The organism is Patescibacteria group bacterium (genome assembly GCA_035529375.1).
Lineage (GTDB): Bacteria > Patescibacteriota > Microgenomatia > PFEM01 > JAHIFH01 > DATKWU01.
The window spans coordinates 37,938-61,955 of record DATKWU010000009.1 but is presented as its reverse complement, the minus strand read 5'-3'; the positions used below and the strand labels follow the sequence as shown (position 1 = coordinate 61,955).

At 37.8% G+C, this 24,018-nt stretch carries 20 protein-coding genes; all 20 read left to right on the top strand.

Annotation, left to right across the window (positions count from 1 at the left end; translation table 11 throughout):
- Positions 1-47: 47 nt before the first annotated feature.
- The 20 genes from VMY36_01495 (at position 48) to VMY36_01400 (ending at position 24,016) form a co-directional block, all read left to right on the top strand.
- Entirely contained in the window at positions 48-1,541 is a 1,494-nt protein-coding gene (locus VMY36_01495) for an oligosaccharide flippase family protein (GenBank protein ID HUV42560.1), read from the top strand.
- Positions 1,519-3,213, top strand: coding sequence for a hypothetical protein (locus VMY36_01490; protein ID HUV42559.1), 1,695 nt, complete (start codon positions 1,519-1,521; stop codon positions 3,211-3,213). Before VMY36_01495 ends, VMY36_01490 begins: the two co-directional genes overlap by 23 nt.
- Before the next feature lie 8 nt (positions 3,214-3,221).
- Positions 3,222-4,124, top strand: coding sequence for a glycosyltransferase family 2 protein (locus VMY36_01485; GenBank protein HUV42558.1), 903 nt, complete (start codon positions 3,222-3,224; stop codon positions 4,122-4,124).
- Positions 4,124-5,032, top strand: coding sequence for a glycosyltransferase family 2 protein (locus VMY36_01480; protein ID HUV42557.1), 909 nt, complete (start codon positions 4,124-4,126; stop codon positions 5,030-5,032). Before VMY36_01485 ends, VMY36_01480 begins: the two co-directional genes overlap by 1 nt.
- Entirely contained in the window at positions 5,022-5,771 is a 750-nt protein-coding gene (locus VMY36_01475; GenBank protein ID HUV42556.1) for a glycosyltransferase family 2 protein, read from the top strand. The genes VMY36_01480 and VMY36_01475 overlap by 11 nt, the downstream gene beginning before the upstream one ends.
- Positions 5,768-6,823 carry a glycosyltransferase family 4 protein gene (locus VMY36_01470; protein HUV42555.1) on the top strand — a complete coding sequence of 352 codons (1,056 nt, stop codon included), beginning with the start codon at positions 5,768-5,770 and terminating at the stop codon, positions 6,821-6,823. Before VMY36_01475 ends, VMY36_01470 begins: the two co-directional genes overlap by 4 nt.
- Positions 6,820-8,064, top strand: coding sequence for a glycosyltransferase family 87 protein (locus VMY36_01465; GenBank protein ID HUV42554.1), 1,245 nt, complete (start codon positions 6,820-6,822; stop codon positions 8,062-8,064). Before VMY36_01470 ends, VMY36_01465 begins: the two co-directional genes overlap by 4 nt.
- Entirely contained in the window at positions 8,057-10,474 is a 2,418-nt protein-coding gene (locus VMY36_01460; GenBank protein ID HUV42553.1) for a YfhO family protein, read from the top strand. Before VMY36_01465 ends, VMY36_01460 begins: the two co-directional genes overlap by 8 nt.
- On the top strand, positions 10,428-11,072 hold the full coding sequence (locus VMY36_01455) for a class I SAM-dependent methyltransferase (protein HUV42552.1): 645 nt from the start codon (positions 10,428-10,430) through the stop codon (positions 11,070-11,072). The genes VMY36_01460 and VMY36_01455 overlap by 47 nt, the downstream gene beginning before the upstream one ends.
- Positions 11,069-11,929 carry a glycosyltransferase family 2 protein gene (locus VMY36_01450; GenBank protein ID HUV42551.1) on the top strand — a complete coding sequence of 287 codons (861 nt, stop codon included), beginning with the start codon at positions 11,069-11,071 and terminating at the stop codon, positions 11,927-11,929. The genes VMY36_01455 and VMY36_01450 overlap by 4 nt, the downstream gene beginning before the upstream one ends.
- 1 nt (position 11,930) lies before the next feature.
- On the top strand, positions 11,931-12,737 hold the full coding sequence (locus VMY36_01445; GenBank protein HUV42550.1) for a glycosyltransferase family 2 protein: 807 nt from the start codon (positions 11,931-11,933) through the stop codon (positions 12,735-12,737).
- A 142-nt stretch (positions 12,738-12,879) separates the two neighbouring features.
- Positions 12,880-14,136, top strand: coding sequence for a glycosyltransferase 87 family protein (locus VMY36_01440; GenBank protein ID HUV42549.1), 1,257 nt, complete (start codon positions 12,880-12,882; stop codon positions 14,134-14,136).
- Complete coding sequence (locus tag VMY36_01435) at positions 14,133-14,780, top strand: hypothetical protein (protein ID HUV42548.1); 648 nt, start codon at positions 14,133-14,135, stop codon at positions 14,778-14,780. Before VMY36_01440 ends, VMY36_01435 begins: the two co-directional genes overlap by 4 nt.
- A 19-nt stretch (positions 14,781-14,799) precedes the next feature.
- Entirely contained in the window at positions 14,800-16,470 is a 1,671-nt protein-coding gene (locus VMY36_01430) for a phospholipid carrier-dependent glycosyltransferase (GenBank protein ID HUV42547.1), read from the top strand.
- A gap of 16 nt (positions 16,471-16,486) precedes the next feature.
- The gene (locus tag VMY36_01425) at positions 16,487-18,163 is read left to right on the top strand and encodes a glycosyltransferase family 39 protein (protein ID HUV42546.1); all 1,677 of its coding nucleotides are present in this window, start codon (positions 16,487-16,489) and stop codon (positions 18,161-18,163) included.
- Positions 18,160-19,806 carry a glycosyltransferase family 39 protein gene (locus tag VMY36_01420; GenBank protein HUV42545.1) on the top strand — a complete coding sequence of 549 codons (1,647 nt, stop codon included), beginning with the start codon at positions 18,160-18,162 and terminating at the stop codon, positions 19,804-19,806. Before VMY36_01425 ends, VMY36_01420 begins: the two co-directional genes overlap by 4 nt.
- A complete protein-coding gene (locus VMY36_01415; protein ID HUV42544.1) occupies positions 19,803-20,951 on the top strand; it encodes an SIS domain-containing protein in 1,149 nt (382 codons plus the stop codon). Before VMY36_01420 ends, VMY36_01415 begins: the two co-directional genes overlap by 4 nt.
- The gene (locus tag VMY36_01410) at positions 20,948-21,817 is read left to right on the top strand and encodes a glycosyltransferase family 2 protein (protein HUV42543.1); all 870 of its coding nucleotides are present in this window, start codon (positions 20,948-20,950) and stop codon (positions 21,815-21,817) included. Before VMY36_01415 ends, VMY36_01410 begins: the two co-directional genes overlap by 4 nt.
- Positions 21,817-22,869, top strand: a complete 1,053-nt coding sequence (locus tag VMY36_01405; protein ID HUV42542.1) for a glycosyltransferase family 1 protein — start codon at positions 21,817-21,819, stop codon at positions 22,867-22,869. Before VMY36_01410 ends, VMY36_01405 begins: the two co-directional genes overlap by 1 nt.
- Positions 22,826-24,016 carry a hypothetical protein gene (locus VMY36_01400; protein HUV42541.1) on the top strand — a complete coding sequence of 397 codons (1,191 nt, stop codon included), beginning with the start codon at positions 22,826-22,828 and terminating at the stop codon, positions 24,014-24,016. Before VMY36_01405 ends, VMY36_01400 begins: the two co-directional genes overlap by 44 nt.
- Positions 24,017-24,018: the final 2 nt, after the last annotated feature.

Genomic DNA, 24,018 nt, shown 5'->3' with positions numbered 1-24,018 from the left:
TGTTGATATTTTATCACCTTTCATTAGCTTTATGCTAAAATATGGGCATGGAAGAAATGATCGCAGGCATGCCCGAAAGCGCTCTGGAGATTGATTTAGAGACAGTTAAGGGACGGGCCGTCAAAGGGGTCGTGGCTCTAACCGGACGGACTTTTATTCTTCAAATTATTTCTTTTCTTGGTTTTTTTATTCTGACTGTTTTTTTAAATCAGGCCGAGATTGGTCTTTTTTTTGCTGTTTCTGAATTAATTGCCATTCTAGGCTATTTTTCTGACATTGGTTTGGCGGCAGCCTTGATTCAGAAAAAAGAGAAGCCGAAATTAGCGGATATTCGGAGTACTTTTACGATTCAACAAGCTCTAGTCTTAACTTTAGTTATTTTGGTTTTCCTCCTCACCCCCTGGTTGCGCGGTTTTTATAATATTAGTCAGTCTGGAATTTGGTTACTTTGGGCTTTGACAGTTGGTTTTTTCCTAGCTTCTTTAAAAACAATTCCTTCGGTTTTGTTAGAAAGAAAGTTAAGATTTGATTTATTAGTTGTCGTCGAAATTGTTGAAAGTTTGCTTTTTTATGGTTTAGCCGTTTTCTTAGCTTGGCAAGGCTTTGGCGTCACCAGTTATGCCTGGGCCGTTTTAGCTCGGGGCTTTGTTGGTGTTATCTTGATTTATTTGCTTTCTCCTTGGAAGATTGGTTTTGCTTTTGAAAAAGATTCTTTAAAACATCTGCTTCGCTTTGGTGTTCCTTATCAGACCAACTCTTTTTTAGCCGTGATTAAAGATCGTTTAATGAATGTTTTTCTTTGGAAGATTATCGGGGCGACTGGTGTTGGTATCCTTGGCTGGGCGCAAAAGTGGGCCCAAATGCCCCTTCGTTTTGTGATGGATGCGGTTATTAAAGTTACTTTTCCCGCTTATGCCCGAATGCAAGATGACAAGAAAGAGTTAACTCGGGCAATTGAAAAAACCTTGTTTTTTATTACCCTCTTAGTTTTTCCTTTAGTGATTGGTCTTTGTTTGGTAGCCCGGCCTTTGGTGATGATTATACCTCGTTACAGTAAGTGGGAAATAGCGATCTTGGCTTTGTATCTTTACGCCATTAACAGTCTTTGGGGAGCGGTGACGACACCTCTGACCAATGCTTTGACGGCGATTGGCAAGATTAAAACCGTTTTTAAATTAATGGTCATGTGGACAATTTTAACTTGGATTTTCTTTCCTCTTTTAGCACTTAAGTTTGGTTTTAACGGCGTCGCCGCGGCCTCGGCTCTGGTTGCCTTTAGTTCGGTGGTGGCGATTTGGATTACCAAGCAACATATTAAATTTAATTTTATTGGTTCGATTATCAAACCTTTAATCGCCAGTTTAATCATGGCAGTCGTTGTTTTCCTTTTTGAATCATTCTTAGCTAAAGGTCTTTTTGGTCTGATTTTTTCTATTATCTTAGGCGGCTTAGTTTATTTTGGGGTTATTTATCTAATGGTCGGCCAGCAATTGATTATTGATAGTCAGAAATTAATCTATGCAATTAAAAAGAAAATCTAAAATCTTTTTAGCCATTCTCCTTTTTTTCGGCGTTCTAGCTCAAGGAGTCACCATGTTCCGGAGCGGTTTAATCTATGATTTTGGCATGGGTTTTTGGGGACCCAATGGTCATGACGCGGTTTGGCACCTAGCCCTAGCGAATCAAGTTTTAGAAGGTTTTCCACCGCCTCATCCAACTCTAGCTGGTTTTGAATTAACTAATTACCACTATTTTTACGACCTTTTCTTAGCTGTTTTTAATAGATTAACCACAATTCCGATTCGCTATCTCTATTTTCAGGTTTTCCCTGTTTTCTTGGCTCTGGGTATTGGCTTGCTTTCGTTTTTAGTTGGTTATTTTTGGCGCAAGGATTTTTGGACTGGTTTTTGGTTGGCCTTTTTCAATTATTTTGCTGGCTCTTTTGGTTTTTTGATTACCTTATGGCGGACCAAAGAATTAGGGGGCGAATCTTTGTTTTGGTCAATGCAGTCAATTTCCACTTTGATTAATCCCTCTTTTGCCTTATCCTTAGTAGTTTTATTGGCTGGGATTTTAGGTTTGTTGCGGCTAAAAAAAGGACAGCTTTGGCAGATAATTAGTTTAGGTTTGCTTTTTGGGATTTTGATTAATATTAAGGTTTATGCCGGCATTATTGCTTTACCAGCGCTGTTTGTTTTTGCTCTTTTTAAGAAAAAGAAAGAGTTTTGGTTGATCTTTTTGATTGCTTTGATAACTTCTTTGATTACCTTCTTACTTATTAATCGGGAAGCCGCTTCTTTACTCGTTTTCCAGCCTTTCTGGTTTATTCATACGATGATCGAAACGCCTGATCGGCTTTACTTACCCAGATTAGCGGTTGCCAGATATGCTTTTACTGAAAATAAAATGGTTTTCAGGCTTTTTGTGTTGGAACTGGGAGGATTGATTATCTTTCTAGTGGGAAATTTGGGAATGAGAATGGTTGGTTTGGTAACTTTAATTAAGAAAAATCTTAAAAAAGATTTCACGGAACTTGATGTCTTGATTATGATTGGTGGTGCTCTTGGTTTATTGATTCCCCTTGTTTTTGTTCAAAAAGGCACGGCCTGGAACACGATTCAGTTTTTCTATTATTTCTTGTTTTTTGCTAATTTTTATGCGGCCGTAGCTCTAGCTGATTTAATGAAAATCAAGGCCAATTTCAAGTGGTTTTTATTAGGCTTAGTTATTTTATTAACCATACCTACGAGCTTAGCGACCCTTAGAGGCTATTTAGGCTGGCCACCGCCCACGGCCATCTCTCAAGGTGAATTAGAGGCCCTCTCCTTTCTCAAAAATCAGAAAAAAGCCGTGGTTTTGACTTATTTTTACAATCCTTTTGAAAAACAAAGATTTAAGCAGACCCCAATTCCCTTATATGCTTATGAAACAACGGCCTATGTTTCGGCTTTGGCTAATAAACAAACTTTTTTAGAAGACGAAATGAATCTGATTATTTCTGGCTATGATTTTGAAAAAAGAGCTGAAGATGAAATTAAATTTTTTACCACTGATAACGAGATCTGGGCCAGGGGCTTTTTGTTAAATAATCAGATTGGCTACATTTATCTGGTTGATCAACAGGAATTTAGGCTGACGGAAGAGCAATTAGGCATCGATCAGGTTTTTGGGAATGATCAGGCGAGAATTTATCAGGTTCGTGGTATCATTTAAGGAGAAATATGTCAATTTCGGTGGTTATTGTTGCTTATAACGAAGAAAAAAATATTAGACGCTGTCTTGATTCAGTTAAATGGGCGGATGAAATGATTGTGGTCGATACTGAATCAATCGATAAGACAGCGGCGATCGCCAAGAAGCTTGGGGCCAAGGTTTTTTCTCATCCTTATCCTCGCTATGTTGAACCCGTTAGAAATTTTTCTATTGCCAAGGCGAAAGGGAATTGGTTTCTTATCCTCGATGCTGATGAAGAAGTGCCTCCTTTACTAGCCAAGACGCTAAAAAGATTAGCGACCAAGCCTCAAGGAGCGAGTTTCTTCCGTTTGCCCAGAAAAAACATTATTTTTGGTAAATGGATTAAACATTCTCGTTGGTGGCCGGATTGGAATATTCGTTTTTTCAAAAAAGGCGCGGTTGAATGGTCTGATAAGATTCATAGTATTCCCCTGACCAGAGGTAAGGGGAAAGATTTAGAAGCTAAAGAAAGCCAAGCGATTGTTCACTATCACTATCAATCAATTTCCCAGTATTTAGAGAGAGTTAATCGTTATACTGATATTCAACTTGAGGGGTTAGTTGAATCTGGTTATAAATTTCAATGGCCGGATCTAATTAAGAAACCAACAGGTGAATTTTTGAGCCGTTTTTTTGCGGGTGAAGGTTACAAAGATGGTCTCCATGGTTTGGTTTTGGCTTTGCTCCAAGCTTTTTCCGAGTTTATCTTGTATCTCAAAATTTGGGAAAAACAAGGTTTTAAAGCCGAAGAACTGCCTTTGCAAGATTTTGTTAGTGAAATGAAGGCTCTGGGTAAGGAAACAGCCTATTGGTGGACAACCACCGCCATAAAAGAGCTCAAGAATCCCCTGAAAAAGCTTCAGCTAAGAGTTAAACGCAAATTAAGTTAATGAAGAAAATTACGATTGTTACGGTTCACTATAAAAGTAAGGATTTAACTCTTCAATGCCTTCAATCAATTAATAAACTGAAAAGCAAAGGTTTTGAGCTGGAAACAATTGTTGTTAATAATAATCCTCAAGAGAAGATTAATGATTTGAAGAAAAAATTTCCTAAGTTTATCTTTTTAGAAACCAAAGAGAATCTCGGTTTTGCTGGCGGTTATAACTTAGGGATGAAAAAAGCTTTTGATGACAAAGCTGATTATATTTTTATTATTAACAACGACACGATTTTAGATGAAAATCTACTAGTTCATCTATTTAAAGTAGCAGAAAAAAGAAAGAAAGCTGGTCTTTTGAGTCCAAAAATCTATTTTGCCCCTGGACATGAGTTTCATCGTGATCGTTATCAAGAGTCAGAGAGAGGCAAGGTTCTTTGGTTTGTTGGAGGCATCGTTGATTGGCAGAACGTTCTGACTCAACATCGCGGCGTTGACGAAGTTGATCAGGGACAATATGACCAAATAGAAGAAACCGATTATATTTCGGGTTGTGCGATGTTAATTAAAAGAAAAGTGATCGAGAAAATTGGCTTTTTAGATAAAAAATATTTTGCTTATTATGAGGATTCTGATTACTCGGTTCGGGCTAAAAAAGCGGGTTTTCAGCTTTTATTCGTTCCTCAAGCAAAAATGTGGCATTTTAATGCCAGTTCAAGTGAGGTTGGCGGCTCTTTACATGATTATTATTTGACTAGAAACCGTCTTTTGTTTGGTCTTCGTTATGCGCCTTTACGAGCTAAATTAGCTTTATTTAAATGGGGGTTGAGCCGTTTGCTTATTGGTCGACCCTGGCAAAAAATTGGTTTCCGTGACTTCTTAATTAATAGATTTGGAAAGGGGAGTTATGAAGCTTAGCGTTATTATTATTGCTCGGAATGAAGAAGCGATGATTAGAGACTGTTTGGAATCAGTTAAGTGGACTGACGAAATTATTTTGGTTGATACTGGTTCGACTGACAAAACAATAGAAATTGCAAAAAAATATAAAGCAGAGATTATAGAGGTTCCTTTAAAAAAGCCGGATTATGCTAGTTGGAGGAATAAGGGTTTAGAGGTTGCTAAAGGTGATTGGATCTTTTACCTCGATGCTGACGAGCGGGTGACACCTGGATTGAGAAGAGAGATAGAAGGATTAATGAAAAAAAGAGAAGGCAGTGCTTTTGCTATCCCCAGAAGGAATTTTTACCTTGGCAAAGAAGTTAAGTATGGGGGTTCTTGGCCTGATTATGTCAAGAGGTTATTTAAGAAGGACAAACTAAAAGAGTGGCGAGGCAGATTGCATGAAGAGCCAATTTATGAAGGTGAATTAAGTCACTTGAAAGAACCGATGCTTCATCTGACTCACCGAGATTTGTCTTCAATGGTCGAAAAAACCAGACAATGGTCAAAAATCGAAGCAGATTTGCTTTACCAAGCTCATCATCCGCCCGTTACTTGGTGGCGGATTTTAAGAATTATGGTCGGCGAATTTTGGAAACGAGCGATAAGGCAACAGGGCTGGCGAGATGGTACTGTTGGTTGGATTGAAATTATTTTCCAAATGTTTAGTCGTTTTATTACTTATGCCAGATTATGGGAGAGGCAGCAAAAATGAAAAAGGCCGGTATCTTTGATCCCTATTTAGATACTTTGGGTGGTGGGGAACGCTACGCCATAACCGTGGCTCATTGTTTGGCTAAAAAAGGCTGGCAAGTGGATGTTTTTTGGGATGATAGGGGAATAGGGAAGAAGCTGGAAAAGAGATTAGGAATTGATTTAAAAAAAATTAGCTTTGTTCCTAATTTTTTTAAGGAAAATTTCTTTAAAAAGATGTCCTTAATGAAAAACTATGATTTGCTTTTTTATGTTTCTGATGGGAGTATCCCTTCGCTTTTTGCCAAAAAGAACCTTCTTCATTTTCAAGTCCCCTTTCATGATGTTGGCGGAAGGAAGCCTTTGAATAAAGTTAAATTAAAGAGAATTAAGACTATTATTTGCAATTCTCAATTAACCAAAAGATTTATTGATAAGGAATATGGCGTCCAAAGCCAGATTGTCTATCCACCGGTAGCGGTTAAAGAGTTTAAGTCTGGGGAAAAGAAGAATATTATCTTTTCGGTTGGTCGGTTTTCTCAATTAATACAGTCTAAGAGACAAGATGTTTTAATAGATGTTTTTGGCCAGATAGCTAAAGAATTAGGTGATTGGCAGTTGATTTTAGCTGGTGGGACAGATATTGGCAAGGATGAAGCTTTTGATTTACTTAAACAGAAAGCTAAAAAACTGCCAGTCGAAATTATTGAAAGTCCGCCTTTTTCAGAATTAAAAAAGCTTTATGCTCAAGCCAAAATTTTTTGGACAGCGGCTGGTTTTGGTGTTGATGAGGAGCAGAATCCAGAGAAAGTAGAGCATTTTGGGATTACGACGGTTGAGGCCATGGCGGCTGGTTGTGTGCCGATTGTGATTAACAAAGGCGGCCAGCCGGAAATTGTTAATCACCAGAAAGATGGTTTATTATGGAAGAGTAAAGAAGAATTAATTGAGCAGACCTTAAAAGTTGCTAGGGATAATAAATTAAGAGAAAGATTAGCAGCCGGGGCGAAAAAAAGAGCCCAGGTTTTTTCTCAAGAACATTTTTGCCAGGAAATAGTAAAATTAGCTCAATGAAAAAGTTTTTTCTCAAATGGATTTTAATTGGTTTGGCTTTAAGATTGATCTTAATGCCTTTAACGGTTCACCCCGATATTCGCGCCATTGATTTTGGCGCCTATCTGATCTCTCAAAAAGGGGAATGGCTGACTTTTTATGACCACCTTTCTCGATTAGACCCCGGTAATTTATTTGTCACAATTTATGGGTCAGATTTGTTTATCTATCCTCCTTTAGCCTATTTAATTCCTGGTGTCTTCATGTTTCTCTTAGGTCCTTTATATAATTTTTCTTTTAATAACCTCTTTCTCTTAGATATGGGAGCTACTTATCACGCCGTGATTTTATTTAAGACTCTCTTTTTACTTAAGTTGCCCTACCTTCTTTTTGATTTCCTGTTAGCTTTTTTGCTTTATCGGTTGTTTACTCAAAAAAAGGCAGAAATTGCTTTTAAATTATGGATGGTTAATCCTTTAACTCTTTATGCTACTTTTGCCATGGGCCAGATAGATATTTTCCCGACCTTAATGATCGTGGCCGCGATTTTCTTTGCCTTTAAAGAAAGAAAAGAATGGTCGGTTTTAATGTTAGGTCTTGGTGGCGCCTTTAAGTTAGTCCCCTTACTCTTTTTGCCTATTTTTGCTTTGGTTTTGGAAAAAGGATTTTGGCGGCGAATTAAACTCCTGGTCATTGGCGCCGCCCCTTATTTAGTGATTGTTATTCCCTATTTTCTTTTTTCACCAATGTATCGGCAGTCAGCCTTTTTGGCCAGTCAAACAGAAAAAATGCTTTACATGAAATTGCCTTTGTCAGGGGCAGAATATCTCTCAATTTTTGCTCTTGGTTATTTTCTCTTGCTATTTTTGGCTAATAAACTGACTGGTAAAAAAGAAGCTCTTTGGCAAATAGGTCTGACTTTAATGCTTCTTTTTTTCTCGGTGACTCATTACCACCCCCAATGGTTTTTATGGTTAACCCCCTTTTTAATTTGGCTGGTGATTGATAAGGGCAGAAAATATTTTGTTCAAATTGGGATTCTCTTCGGCTGTTATCTGGCTTTATTATTCTTTTTTGAACCCTCGCTTCATTTGGGTTTGCTGGCTCCAGTTTCCCCTTCTCTGGCTGAATTTGGTTCTCTGACTAGTTGGTTATCAAGCATGACCGACATTTTTACTCTTAAAAGCCTGCTCCGGTCTTTATTTGCAGCTACCGCTATTATTTTAGCCTGGCAACTGCTCTCCGAGAAAAAGAATGTCTAAGATTAAAAAGTTTTGGCCGATTATTTTAATTGCGTTCTTGATAATCGTCTTTTTCTGGAAGTTCTTCTTCAAGGGATTAATTCCTTTTCCAGCTGATTTTATTGTTGGTGTCTATTATCCTTGGCTCGATTACAATTGGGGATTTCCTACTGGCGTTCCGGTTAAAAATCCGCTCTTAGCTGATGTTCCTTCGCTTTTCTATCCACTCAAGAGTTTTATAGCTGACTTGTTTAGACAGGGAAAATTGCCTTTATGGAACCCCTTGCAATTTGGTGGTTATCCTTTGTTAGCCAACTTTCAGAGCGGAGCTTTAAATCCGACTAATTTGTTTTATCTGTTCTTGTCTAAGCCTTACGCCTGGGCATGGCAAACAGTACTCCAACCCTTATTAATTGCTATTTTTACCTATTTGTTCCTAAGAAATTTGAAGTTGACCAAAATTGCCTCGATTTTTGGAGGAATGATTTTTGCTTTTTCTGGATTCTCCTTGATTTGGCTGGAATATAATATTCATGGTTATGTTATTGTTTTTATTCCGCTACTTTTGTTTTTATTAGATAGATGGTTAGAGAAGAAACAGCTGATTTGGGGACTGTTCTTAAGTTTGGCTTTATCTCTTCAGATTTTTATGGGTTATCCCCAGGTGGTTATTTATACTTTAGCCTTACTTTTGTTCTATTTTTGGTTTAGGCTTGATTTCAAGATTTTTAACCGGGATTCGATTAAAACACATCTGATTTTGGGAATATTGGTTTTATTGGGTTTAACTCTCAGTGCGGTTCAGCTAATCCCTGGCTGGGAATTATTTTCTCTCTCCCAGCGAGTGGAAGAAGGAGTTTCGGGGGGGCTTGAGGTTGCTTTTTTACCTTGGCAGCAACTGATTACCTTAATTGCGCCTGATTTTTTTGGTAATCCAGCTACTTATAACTATTGGGGTCCGGGAAATTATACCAATGGGGTTGGCTATTCGGGAATAATTGGCTTGATTTTAGCAATGGTGGTTGTTTTTAGAAGTCAAAGAAAAAGGTTAGTTTATTTCTTTGGTGGGTTGTTTATTGGTTCTCTTATCCTAGCTTTGCCCACACCAATTGCTAAGGTCGTTAGTAATTTGGGTTTTTTAGGTTTAAAAGCAGCAACGGCAACAAGAATTCTTTGTTTGACTAATTTTTCTATTGCAGTCTTAGCTGCGCTGGCGGTTGAATCAATTGTTAGTGAAAAAAAGAAAATTCGAATCGCGAGGATTCCGCTAGTTTTTGGTCTGATTATTTTGGGATTGATGATTGGGATTTTTCTTTCTCGGCAAATTATGCCTTTTTCTTTAAATGAGGTAGTTAATCTTAAAGTCAGCCTGCGAAATTTAATCTTACCGCTTGCTTTATCGGTTGCTACTTTAGCACTTTTATGGCTGTTGAGGGTTAGCTTTTTAAAAAAGCTTTCAATTTGGCTCCTTTTTTTCTTGCTTGTTTTTGAGCTTTTTCGTTTTGGTTGGAAATTTACTCCCTTTTCAGAAGCAAGAATAATTTTTCCAACTACGCCGGTTTTAGAATTTCTTCAGGAACAAAAGAAACCGGTAAGGATTAATACCGGCGATGCGATTCCTATTAGTATGTGGATGCCTTATGGGTTAGAATCGGCTTCGGGCTATGATGCTGTTTATCCCGAGAGATGGGCTCGGTTAATTAATGTTATTAACGGAGGTAAGGTTGCTAGAATGATGGGTCGATACGGGGCAATTGAGAAATATGACTCTCAGTTATTCGATTTGACCAACACCTGTTTTATCCTAGCGGTTAAACAGATTAAAGAAGGAGGAAGGTATGTCCCTGATAAAACTGGGAAACCAGGAAGTTTGTTTCAATTAGCAAAATTTAATAAAGTTTTTGAAGACGGAACAGTTGAGGTTTTAGAGAATAGCCAGTGTCTTCCAAGAGCTTTTATGGTTTATAGTTATCGGGTTGAATCTGACCCAGAAAAGATAATTAACCTCTTAGGTAGTTCAGACTTTGATTTAAGCAATGAGATTATCTTGGAAAAAGAGCCAGAATCAGAAATTGAAAAGGAATTAGAGGTCCCTAAAGAAAAAGAAGAAATTGTTTGGCTTGAATATGAGCCAGGTCAAGAGATAATTCAATTAGAAAATGAAAACCCAGGTTGGCTTTTTTTGGTTGACAGTTTTTATCCTGGTTGGAAAGTCTTTATAGACGACAAAGAAACACTGATTTATCGTGCCAATTTTGCTTTTCGGGCAATTTTTGTGCCGGCAGGTAAACATAAAATTCGCTTTATTTATGATCCTCTATCATTTAGAATAGGACTGGCAGTTTCATTGATTAGCCTGATTATTCTAGGAGGACTTTTTCTTTATGAAACCAAAAACCGCCGCCGAGCTTCACCAAAATATTCCTCCTGATTGGTATGAAAGAGGAATAAAAGAAAATATTTTTCAGCGGTTCTGGCATTACCGAAGATTTAAGAATGTCGGTGAGTTAACTAAACCTACAGGAGGGAAGATTTTAGATATCGGCTGTGCCGATGGAACTTTTACTAAGGTTATTCTTGATTATTCTAAAGCCGATTTAGTTGTTGGCATTGACGTTCTTCCTCCATCAGTTGCTTACGCCAAAAAAAAGTTTGCTAGAAGTAAAAAATTAAGATTTAGAGTTGCTCAAGCTGAAGATTTACCTTTTGATAATAATGAGTTTGATGCGGTTTTTGCCCTTGAGGTATTGGAGCACGTTTTTAAGCCGGAAAAAGTTTTGGCCGAGATTAAAAGGGTTCTTAAAAAAGGGGGATATGTTGTTTTTCTGGTACCTAGCGAAAATCTACTTTTCCGGATTATTTGGTTTTTTTGGGTCAGAAGCCGAGGTAAAATTTGGAAAGGGACGCATATTCAAAAATTTGACCAGATAAAATTAGAAAAGCTGATAAAAAAATCAGGACTCATAATTGTCGCCAGAAAATTTTTTTTACTTGGCATGATAAAAGCAGTTAAAGCCCAAAAAAAATGAAATTTTCCGTAGTCATTCCCAGTTGGAACAATTTAGATCTGTTCAAAAAAAACCTAAGAAAAATTATCGCCATTGGGGCTGATGAGGTGATTGTCACTGATGATAATTCTAAGGATGGCAGTCTTGATTATTTAAAGAAAAACTTTCCCAAAGTTAAACTGATTCCCCACCGCCGCTTAGGTTTTGCGGGTAATGTTAATCGCGGAGTTGAAATCGCTAAGCATGAGATTATTATTCTCCTTAATCTTGATGTTGTTCCCCGAAAAGATTTACTCAAGCCCCTAAAAGAAGATTTTCAAGATCCAAGTGTTTTTGCCGTTTCTTTTAATGAAACTAACAGCCCAAAGCTTAGTTGGACCAAAGGCTATTTTTTAAAAGGTTACATTATTTATACCGCCGGCAGAAAAACCAAAACCCCTCATCAAACTTTTTGGGCAAGTGGTGGGAGTGCTGCCTTTAGAAAGTCGATGTGGAAACGTTTGGGTGGTTTTGATGAGAGTTTCAAATTTTACTGGGAGGATATTGATTTATGTTACCGCGCCCAAAAAAGAGGCTGGCGGTGTTTATGGGATCCTCGAGCTCAAGTCACTCATCAACACGAAAGTACTTTTAAGAAATTAAGAAAAAGCTATGTTTCTCTGATTCAAGAACGAAACCAGCTTTTGTTTATCTGGAAAAACTTAACTGCTCCGAAATTAATGCCTAAACACATTGCCGGCATTTTTTATCGTTTAAGAAATCCGGGTTATCTTAAGGTTATCTTGGCGGCCTTGATTAAACTTCCTGGCTTGATTCCCAAGAGATTTAAAGAACAAGAAGAAGCCATTATTTCTGATAAAAAGATTCTTAATCTTTAAGATGGACTTATCAATTATTATTCCCAATTTTAATACCAAAAAACTTCTTCAAGAGTGTCTTGATTCTCTTGAAAAGAATAAGGGCAGGTTAAAAATGGAAGTGATTGTGGTTGATAATGGTTCAAAGGACAGCAGTGTTGATTTTTTGAAAAAAAACCTTCAGAGAGGAACAGTCCAGGCCATCTTGCTTGATCAAAACTGGGGTTTTACGGGTGCGGTTAATCGGGGGATAAAACGGGCTCAAGGAAAGTTTCTACTTTTACTTAACGTTGACACTCAAGTTTTGGAAGGGACTTTGGAAGAAACAATCAAATTTGTCCAAGACCATCCTCAAGCAATTACTGGTTTGCAGTTAATTAATCCTGATGGTTCGATTCAGCCCTCTGTTTATCATTTTCCTTCTCTTTTTAGGGCGATTAAAGAATTTTGGTTGGGCCAAAAAGATAGTTATCAAAAATATTATCCCCGAACCAAAAAGCCAGTCAAAGTCGATGCGGTCACCGGAGCGGCGATGGTGATTCCTCGAAAGATAATTAAAAAAATTGGTTTGTTAAATGAAAAATATTTCTTTTATTTTGAAGACTTAGATTATTGTCGCCAAGCAAATAAAGCCGGTTTAGCTGTTTATTATTTGCCTTCAGCTAAGATCCTTCACCACCACGGTGCGGCGGGTAAAGATTTCCCTGAAATAACCCATCAGTGGTTAGTGGAAAGCAGTAAAAAGTATAACGGCTTATTAAAATATTACTTGTTAACTTTAATTATTGGTTTGGGGCAAAAATGGCGAAAATTAATTGGAAAAAATTAGTAAAATTTTGGTTGACTTAGGCAATTTTTGACTCCTCTAGAGGTAGTTTCTTTTCAATATTCAGGGAAGTTTTTACCAGACAATAGCTTTAGATGATAATTTTGATCAAGGCTTTACTGATGATTGGCGAAAGATTAAAATAATGATTAGAGTGATAAGCCAGATTAAGAAATTTTTGACTTCCTTTTATGGCCGGGCGCTGCTCCCAGCCCTTTTTCTTCGTCTTTTAATGATGCCTTTTTTCTATCACCCGGACATCAAAAGCCAGCATTTTCATTTTTACTTCCTTTCCCAAAAAGTGATCGATCTTTATCAGTATTTGGCCAATCACGTTTCAAGCCTGCCCTATACTGATACTTTTAATTATCCGCCCCTGGTTTATTTTGTTTTCGGTAGTTTTCAATTTGCTTTTCGGCCGTTGTTAGGCAGTGATTTTGTCCACTGGCTTTTTGATTGGGGACCAAATCAAATTTTTAACCCTCATCTTTTTCGCTATCTTTTTATCTTGAAATTACCTTACCTGGTTTTAGATTTGGCGACTGCCTTTTTGTTAACTTCTTTTTTTAAGACCGAAGCTCAAAAGAAAAAGGTTTTTGTTTTTTGGCTTTTTAACCCCGTCGTTTGGTATACCCTCTATGGCTTATCGAATTTTGATATTTTACCGGCCTTTTTGGTTTTGTGGTCAGTTGCTTATTTAAATCAAAATCAAGTTTGGCGCAGCGGCCTACTTTTGGGTTTGGCGGCTGCTTTTAAGACCTATCCTTTACTGTTATTGCCCTTCCTAGCGATTTTATCCAGTCGTCGGTTAAAGAAAATAATTTTTGTTCTCCTGGCCGGAGGTGGTCTTTATTTAGCGACTTTATTACCCTTTTTCAATTCAGGCGGGTTTCGCCAGTCAGTCCTTTTTTCGGGTTTGAACCAGCGTCTTTTTCAGGCCGGAATTAGTCTTGGTTTTGGTGAAAATCTGATTATCTTCGTGGCTTTGGGGACCGGTTTGTTTTTCTTTACCCAAAAATCATGGCTGGGTAGAAGAGAAAAAACCATTCCCGTTTTCTTGACTGTTTTATTGTTAATTTTTTCTTTAAGTCACTTTCACCCTCAATGGATTGTTTGGTTACTGCCTTTTTTGACCATCTTATTAGTCCAACAACCAAAGACACTCTTGCCGCAAGTAATTTTTTATTTAGCTTTTTTTGGCGTGGTCTTTCTTTTTGATGATATCGCCCAGACATTCGGTTTATTAACGCCAATCAATCCCTCTTTTTTAAGCCTTTCGAGTCCCTTTATGATCTTAAAACAGAGGCAAATTTTTGACCCCCAACTTTTACAGAGTTTATTTCATAGTGTTCTGGCGGGAACTTCTTTTTGGCTGATTTGGCAAAGTTTTAAAAAATCATGAACAAAAAAATTTGGCTGGCCATCTTTTTCTTAATAGTGATTTTTATCTTCTTTTTGTTTTTGATTTCCGTTTTTATCATCAAACACCGGGTTGATCTTGCTCAAACCAGAGGTGAAGAGCTTTACCAAATCTACGGCCAGCGTCAAGTCGGCCAAACCTTTGTGGCTGGTAAGAATAATCTCGAGATGATCATTATTAACTTAAAAAACAGGAGCTTAAGAAATCAACAGCCAGTTTATTTTTATCTTCAGGAAGCTAACCAGCCTCAGAATCTGAGAGAATTGAAAATCAATGGTTTTAATATCGGCGACCCCAGCACAATTAAATTCCAATTTGAACCTATTCCTGATTCCGCTGAAAAAAGCTACTATTTTTATTTGGAGTCACCTGAATCTAATGTCAACGATGCTGTTGAAATAGTTTATAACAAACAGGATGTTTACTCATCAGGGAAAATGATTTTTTCTGAAGAGGAAAAAGAAGCTGACTTGCGTTTTATTGTCAATTATTATCCCGGTAACAAACAAGCTTTGGTTAAAGAAATAATAACCGACTGGCTCTTTCGTTTGCAAGGAGATGGCGTTTTTGTTTTTAATTATTTGGCTTTATTAGCCTTGATTTTAATCTTAGGTTTATTTGTTTGAACTGATTGATGATTGGTTGATGAAAAGAAAAACCAAATTTTTTTTGATTTTGATTTTCTTTTTGGCCTTGGGATTAAGACTGGTGGACTTGGAGCGAATGCCGCCGGCTTTGAATTGGGATGAAGTTAGTCATGGTTACAATGCCTTTTCTATTTTAAAGACCGGCAGAGATGAATGGGGACAATTCCTGCCTTTGGCCAATTTTCGGGCTTACGGTGACTATCCTTTACCAGCCAACCTTTACTTTTCTCTGCCCAGTATTGCCGTTTTTGGCTTAAATGAATTGGGAATTCGCTTTCCTCATGTCCTTTGGGGCACCTTTTCGGTCCTGGCTTGTTTTTTCTTGGTTCAAGGTTTAGGCTTGTCTCCAGGCATCAGTCTTTTGGCGTCCTTTTTGCTTGCCGTTAGCCCTTGGTCTCTTTTTTCTTCGCGATTTGTGGTTCAGTCTAATTTAAGCGTGTTTTTTATTATTGCCGGCCTGGCTTGCTTTTTTTATCGTCAGAAAAAAGCCTGGTTTTTACCGCTGGCCGCCTTAAGCCTGGGACTTTCGGTTTATTCTTATCATAACGCCCGCATTTTTACACCCTTAATGATTTTGGCTTTAATTTGGCTTTATAAAGAAGAGTGGGCAAAATGGTGGTCGAAAAAGAAAAAATATTTAATCTTAACGATTCTCTTGCTGGCCATTTTCTTTTTACCTTTGGTTCCCATTCTTTTAGGCTCTGAGGCTAGGGCGCGGGCCAATTGGATTTCGATTATTGACCAAGGGGCGATTAACGAGATTGTTGAAAGTCGTTTGAATTCAAACCTGCCTTCACTGATGGCTCGACTGGTTTACAATCGACCAATTTACTTTACGACTCACTTTTTGACTAATTATCTTGGCTATTTTTCACCTCGTTTTCTTTTTTTAGAAGGCGGAAGCCAATATCAATTTAGCGTTCCCAATCATGGGGTTTTGTTTCCAGTAGAAATGCCTTTTTTCTATCTTGGTCTTGGTGTTTTAATCTTTTTGGCTCTTCTTAAAAAGAAGAAATTTGCTTTAGTTATCTTGATTTGGCTTTTGCTGGCGCCGCTGCCGGCGGCCATCACCCGGGGAGGTAGTCATGTTCTAAGGGCCTCGCTCATGTTGCCTTTACCCCAGATTTTGATTGGCCTTGGGGTTTTTCAATTAGCTCAATTTCTCAATCAGAAAAAAAAGAAATTAGGTACTATTTTTATTGTTCTTTTTATCTTAATGATTTTTGTTTTCACCTTTAATTATTTAAGCCTCTATTTTGGTACTTATCGCCAGAATTATTCCTGGTCCTGGCAGTATGGCTATAAACAAGTCGCCAGTTTTATTCAAGAGCATTATCGGGATTATGATAAGATTTTGATAACCAAAAGATATGGTGAGCCCCATGAATTTTTGCTCTTTTATCTTTATTGGGATCCAGCCAAATATCAATCTGATTCCAATCTGGTTCGCTATTTTAAAACTGACTGGTACTGGGTCGATGCTTTTGATAAGTTTGTCTTTTTAAATGATTGGGAAATCAAAGAAAAGAGTCAAACCGAAGAATTTAAGCAGAATAATTATTTACTGATTACCAGTCCTAATAATTATTCTCAAGACTGGCAGAAGATAGAAACAATCAATTTCCTTGATGGCCAGCCGGCTTTTGAAATCTTAGTTTTAAAACCCTAGAAAGGAAGTTAGAAAAATGAAAAAATTCTTGAAAAAATATTGGCCCTTAATTTTGATTGCCGTTTTGGCGTTTTCTTTAAGAGTTTACAAACTCGGCGATTACCCCGTCGGCCTCACTTGGGATGAACCAGCTTTAGGTTATAATGCTTATTCGATTTTAGAGACCGGTCGGGATGAATATGGCCAGCTTTTACCTTTGACTTTTAAATCTTTTGGTGATTACAAGCCAGGGCTTTTTGTTTACTATCTCCTGCCTTCAGTGGCTGTTTTTGGCTTAAACACCTTTGCCATCAGATTACCCTCGGCTTTAGCCGGGGTGGGGACGGTCATCGCTCTGTTTTTCTTAACCAAAATGCTTTTGAATAAAAGAAAAGAGTTTGTTTGTCTGCCTTATCTGGCTGCCTTGCTTTTAGCCATTTCTCCTTGGCAGATTCATTTTTCTCGGGGCGCTTGGGAAGTTAATTTAGCTCTGTTGACGATTGTTTTAGGAGTTATCTTTTTCCTTAAGTCTCTGGAAACCAGGGCCACCAGATTTTTTCTGCTGACCTTTGTTTTCCTGGCCGCTTCCTTTTATGTTTACCATGGGGCCAAGGTTTTCTTAGTCGTTTTTATGTTTGGGGCCTTGGCCATCTATCGACAAAAAATAATGAATTTGCCTAAGCAGAAAAAAATCCTGGGATTAATTCTGTTGATGCTTCTCCTCTTGCCTCTTTTGTCTTCGTTTCAAGGCAGCGCCCGGAGAGCCAAAGTGACCCAGATTTTTTCCTATACCCGGTCTGAGGAAGAAGTCTCAGCAATTATTGCCCAAGAAGAGAGTTTTCCCCAATTAAATTTTAATTTCTATCACCATGAGGTTTTAAATAAAGCCCGCTTGGTGGCGGATCACTACTTTAACCATTTGACCGGCAAGTTTCTTTTTTTTGAAGGCGATTGGCAGTCACCCCGACATAGCACCCCTTATATGGGGATGATGTATTATCTTGAAATTCCTTTTCTTCTTGTTGGCATCGGTTATGCCTTAGCCAAAGAAAAAAGACGGGGAAAGAATCTTTTCTTTTGGTGGTTGATTGCCAGCCCCGTCCCCGCGGCCATAACCCGCGATGCGGTCCATGGGTTGAGGTCTTATTGGCTAGTGATTCCTTTGGTGGTTTTTACGGCGATGGGAATCAATGTGGTTTTTTCTTGGCTTAAACAAAAATCCAAAAAACTTTTTTTCCTGGGGATTTTTTTAACTGTCTTAGGTTATCTTTTTTGTCTAACTCTTTATCTTGATCTTTATTATCTTCATTCTGCCGAGAAGAATTCCGCTGGCTGGAATTATGGTACGGAGGCCATCGCTGAGATGATTAAAGAAGGAAAAGAGAAATATGAAAAAATCGTTGTTACCCAGGAATATGGCCAGCCATATATCTTTTATCTTTTCTACACTCAATATCCACCCAAAGATTACCAAGCCCAGGCTTATTTGAAAGAAAACCCTTGGGGCGATGTTGGTCTGGTCGAGAAAATTGACAATATCGAATTTAGAAATATTTATTGGCCAGAAGACAGGCAATGTCAAAATTGTCTTTTTATCGGCGACGAATTTGAACTCCCAATCGGAGATATTAGCCAAACACCGGGAGCGAGATTATTAGAAGAAATCTATTTTCTTGATGGTCGATTAGCTTACCGGGTGGTGGAGACAGAATGAAAAACAGAAAACCAAAATTAATCATGATGTTTTTAGTCTTAATTCTGCTTTTGGCAGCGGTTTTAAGGTTTTGGGATCTCAGTCGATATCCGGCTGGACTTAATGCTGATGAAGCGGCCATTGGTTATAATGCTTACTCTCTTCTCCTCACCGGCAGGGATGAACATGGCGTTTCCTGGCCTTTGCACTTCAAGTCCTTTGGCGATTACAAGCCAGGTCTTTATTTCTATTTAGTTTTACCCTTTGTTAAGTTACTCGGCCTTAATGTCCTGGCCGTCAGATTACCGTCAGCGCTTTTGGGTATTTTCAGCGTTTGGCTGGTTTTTCTTTTGGTCAAAGAACTATTTGCTGACGAACGTTTGAGTTTAATCGCCGCTTTCTTTTTAGCCATTTCTCCCTGGCACCTCCATTTTTCCCGCGGCGGTTGGGAAGCAAACGCCGCCACTTTCTTGATTATTTTGGGTACTTGGCTATTCTTTAAAGGCTTAAAAAACCCAAGATTTTTTATTCTGGCTGTTTTAGCTTATTCTTTGTCTTTTTATACCTACCATAGTGCCCGGATAGTTGTTCCGCTTCTGGGTTTGGGATTAGTTTTTCTTTATCGAGACAAATTGTTCAAGCGAAAAAACTACCAGGCAATTTTGATGAGCGGTATTATGGGGTTGGTAATTTTAATTCCCTTGTTGATTAGTTTCCTTGGTCCAGCCGGAGTTTCGCGGTTTGCTGGTGTGGGCCTGATAGCGGATACTGGACCGCTCTGGCGGATTAATGAACTGAGAGGTCAGCACGCCACTAATATGGCTTTACCGGTGCGTCTAATTCACAACCGCTACTTAGCCTATACGATTGCCTTTGGGAAAAATTGGTTTGATCATTTTCAGGGAGAGTTTTTGTTTATTAGTGGTGACGTTATTGAGAGAAACCGTGTTCCCGAGACAGGTCAAATGTATTTATTTGATATTCCTTTAGTTGTTTTGGGAATTTACTTTCTTTTGAAAAAGAGGCCAGAAAATTGGCTTGTGCTTCTTCTTTGGTTGATGGTGGCGCCGATACCGGCAGCGATGACTTTTCAAACTCCCCATGCTCTTCGGTCTTTATCAATGGTGGTTCCCTTAGTTATCGTGAGTGCTTATGGTTTTTACCAGGGTTGGTTGTGGCTTAAAGACAAGGTAAGTCAAAAATTGATGAGAATTGCCTGGGCTTTGGCGATTATTATTTTGATTTGGAGTGTCAGTGGTTATTTGCATCAATACTATCTCCATTATCCCAAAACTTACCCGGACGCTTGGGAGGATGGTTTTGATCAGTTAGTGAGTTATGTTCAGACAGTCGGGGAGAAGTACGAACGAATTTACGTTACAGATAAGTATGATCAACCCTATATTTTATTTCTTTTTTATTTGCAATACCCTCCGGAAAAATTTCAGCAAGAGGTTAGGTTAACCCCTCGTGATCGATTTGGTTTTTCGACCGTCCGTGATTTCGATAAATACCATTTTGAGCAAATTGATTTTGAAGCCTTAGAAAAAGAAGAAAACGTTCTTATTATTGGCACTGATGAAGAAATTCCTGATTCTACTAAAATAATCAAAGAAATTTATTTCTTAAATGGTAAAATAGCTTTTAGGATTACCGAGAAATGAGAGTAGCCAAAAAACTAGCCGCCCCCTATTTATTAGCTGATCCGACCGGAGCAATTTTGATTATTAATTTGGTTGATCCGCAGATAAATACAACGAAGTCTTTTATTGATGCCTGTGAAACAAAAGGAATGAACTATCTGGTGATTGGTAATAAAGACGATCGGGTTAAAAGGACGACTTTATCAAAAACAAAAAAAGAGTTAAGAGAGGAAATTTTACCGATTTCCTTAAAAACTTTTCATAATCTACCTAAACTTGAAAAAAAGATCAATAAATTTTTCAAAAAGGGAGATAAAGTTATGGTTCTTGGCGTTTTTAATGCTGGCAAAACAAGTTTGATTAATTATCTCTGTAAAACTTCTTACAAGGTGGGTGATTTACCAGGAACAACCTTAGAATTTACAGAAACTCCTTACAATAACTTAACTTTGATTGACAGTGTTGGTCAGTTAATTGACATTAACAAACCCTTAATGGTTTCAATTGATTTTAATGGCTGTCGGACAATCGAGTCTAAAATAGAGCGGGTTTTTAAAGAGGAACAGAAGGGATTGACCGATACCTTGGAAAGTAGTAAAGAGGGAATTGTAAAGACGGCCAGGTTGATTATGAGGCAAATTAAAAAAGGGAAAAAGGTAATTGTCACTGGTGCTGGTGCTTCAGCTTTAGTAGCCAGAGAAATGGCTGGTCAGGGACTTGAAACCGGTTTACCGATTATGGTTTTTACTAATGATTTAGCTGATTCCCAACCAGTATCTTTTGCTAAAGGGCTAGGTGAAGAAGAAGGAGGTTTGGCTCGTTACGCTGGTTTTGCTATTAATAAGGGAGACGTGGTTATTGGTATCTCTGCTAGTGGTGGCACAGGTTTTGTTTATGAAATCTTAAGACAGGCTAAGAAAAAGAAAGCCATCACGGTTGCCATTACCGAGAATATTGATACGCCCTTAGGTAAACAGGCAAAGCAGATTATTAAAAGTAATGCTAAACCTGAAGGTCCATCTTCCTCCAAAATTCAAATTGCTCATCTAGCTATTGTTCACGCTATTAATTTAATTATTGCTGATGAAAGAGGTGTGACAGCTGATGATTCGGTTCAATTTATGTTGCCAGAGAAAGTTGAAACTAAAAAAATGGGAATCAAATGAAAAAAGATAAAATCTCAGTTGCTTTGGCTACCTATAATGAAGAAGAAAATCTAGGGGAATGTCTTGAATTAGTCAAAGATTTGGCTGATGAAATTATTATTGTTGATGGTTCTTCTCAAGATAAGACGGTTGAGATTGCTAAAGAATATGGAGCCAAGGTAACGATTACTAATAATCCGCCTATCTTTCACATCAATAAACAAAAAGCTCTAGAAGCCTGCCAGGGAGAATGGATTTTACAGTTAGATGCGGATGAAAGAGTAACTGAGGCATTATCTAAAGAGATTAAAATGATTACTTCTTTAAGTGATAAAAAAATTAATAGGTACCAAAAAATAATTACCAAGAGAGAATTGTTTTTAAGACACCAAAGAATAGTCGAAAAAAGAGACGGAAGGATTGGTCAAGATAAAGGTGAATACGCTGGCTTTTTTGTGGCCCGATTAAATTATTTTCTAGGTAAATATCTTCGTTATGGCGGGGTTTATCCTGATGGCGTTATTCGGCTGGTCAAGAATGGCAAAGCCCACTTTCCTTGTCAGGATGTTCATGAACAGATTGTGATTAAAGGCAAGGTTGGTTGGTTGCAAAATGATCTCCTTCATTATGCGGACACCACCTTTAAAAAATATCTTCAAAGGAATAGTAAATATATTAATTTGATTGTCGCTGAATTTAAAGAAAAAAAATTAAGCAAGAATCCAATTCAATCCCTGAATTACTTTTTGATCAAACCAATTTATTGGTTTTTCTTAACTCTTTTTAGGCATAAAGGCATTCTTGATGGCTTTCAGGGAATTGTTTTTTCTTTTTTCTCGGCTTTAAGATTTCCTAGAGCCTATTGGCGTTATTTGTTAAAAAAATAATGAAAGTTGCTCTTGATATTTCACCATTAAAAACAGGTCATCAATTTCGAGGAATTGGTGCTTATACTCAAAGCTTGCTCCAAGCTCTTCAGGCAATTAAAAGAGCTGATTTTGAAGTGGTTTCAGTTGAGGCAGGAGAAATTCCCAAAGATTGTGATTTAGTTCACTATCCCTATTTTGACTTATTTTTCAAAACTTTACCTTTAATGAGAAAGAAAAAAACTGTGGTCACTATCCATGACACGACCCCTTTAGTTTTTCCTGAACATTATCCTCCCGGGATTAAAGGTAGATTAAAATTTGAGGCGCAAAAAATGACTCTCAAGACAGTCAATCGGGTGATTACTGATTCAAAGAATTCTAAAAAAGACATTGCTCATTATCTAGCTTATCCTGAGGAGAAAATCGAGGTTGTTTATTTGGCGGCTAGTGAAATTTTTCAACCAATCGAAGAAAAAAAGAAGTTGGCAAAGGTAAGGAAGAAATATAATTTACCGGTTAAATTCGTTCTTTATGTTGGTGACGTTAATTACAATAAGAATGTTTTAGGTTTAGTTAAGGCTTGTAAGGCGATGAAGCTGCCTTTAGTGATTGTCGGCAAGCAAGCAGCGCAAAAGGAATTTGATCAAACCCATATTGAAGATCAGCCTTTGGTTCAGTTAATCAAGCAATATGGCCAGGATAAAGAGGTGATTCGAGTCGGTTACGTGTCTGATGAGGACTTGGTGGTTCTTTATAACCTCGCCACGGTTTATTGCCAGCCTTCTTTTTATGAAGGTTTTGGTTTGCCGGTTATCCAAGCCATGGCTTGTGGAACGCCAGTGGTGACCAGCAAAGAGGCAAGTTTACCGGAAATTTCTGGCCAAGCAGCGGTGCTGGTTGATCCTTATGATATAAATGATATAACCAATGGCCTGGCGGTAGCCATTGAAGATGAAGATTTAAGAGAGAAATTAATTAAAAGAGGTTTAAATCAAGCCAAGAAGTTCAGTTGGGAAAAAGTAGCCAATGAAACTTATAAAGTCTATCAAAAAGTGGTTAAGGCAAAATAAAGGTCTTCTCTTTTTCATTCTGTCAGTTTTTATTATCTGGCAAGTCTTGCTATCTGGCTTAATTGCTCTGGGTGAACGCTTTTTTCCCACGATGACGGAGTATCTTTATACCGGGAGAGTAGCCCTTGATCCTCAATGGCTTTGCTGTCGAGCTAATTTTGAAGGAATTGATTATTTAGATATTGCTAAAAAGGGTTATGGAATTTATCAACAAGCCTTTTTCCCGCTTTATCCTAAGTTAATTGAATTCATCGGTTTTAGCCCCATTTTTAGAGGTAGGCTTTTATTAGCGGGTTTGTTTATCTCTTCGATCAGTTTATTTTTTAGTCTTTTTCTTTTTTTTAAATTAGTTAGACTAGATTTCAATCGAAGAATTGCTAGGCGGGCGATTCTTTATTTGTTAATTTTTCCCACTTCTTTTTACTTGGCCGCTGTTTATACCGAATCATTGTTCTTAGTTTTGATTTTAGCCAGTTTTTATTTTGCCAAGACCAAAAATTGGTGGTTAGCCGGCATTTTCGGTTTATTGGCGGCTTCAACCCGCTTGACGGGTGTCTTTCTTTTTCCGGCTCTAGTTGTTGAACTAGCTTTTCAATCCGGATTTGATCAAAAAGAAAAAAGAGATTTGAAATATTTTACTTCTAATCTCATGCCTTTATTATTTATTCCTTTAGGGTTAATTGGTTATATGTCCTACTTAAGAATTAATTTTTTGGATCCTTTACTTTTTGCTCGGGTTCAGCCCTATTTTGGGGCGGGTAGGGAGACGAGCAAATTGGTTTTGCTTTATCAGGTTTTTTGGCGTTATCTAAAGATGTTGATCACGGTTGATAAAACCTCGCCAGTCTATCTAACTGTTATTTTAGAGTTTTTAAGCGGGACTCTCTTCTTTTTCTTGATTGTCTTTACCTACCTAAGAAGATGGTTTGCCTATTTTACTTTTATGGCGCTTGCCTATCTATTGCCGACTCTTACCGGGACTTTTTGTTCAATGCCTCGTTATGTTCTTGTTCTTTTCCCTGGTTTTATTCTTCTTTCCATTTGGGCAGAGAAATATCGCTGGGTGAGAATCCTTTATCCAATAATAGTCATTCCTTTATTAATTATGGCTGTCTTATTTTTTACCCGGGGTTTTTGGTTAGCCTAAGA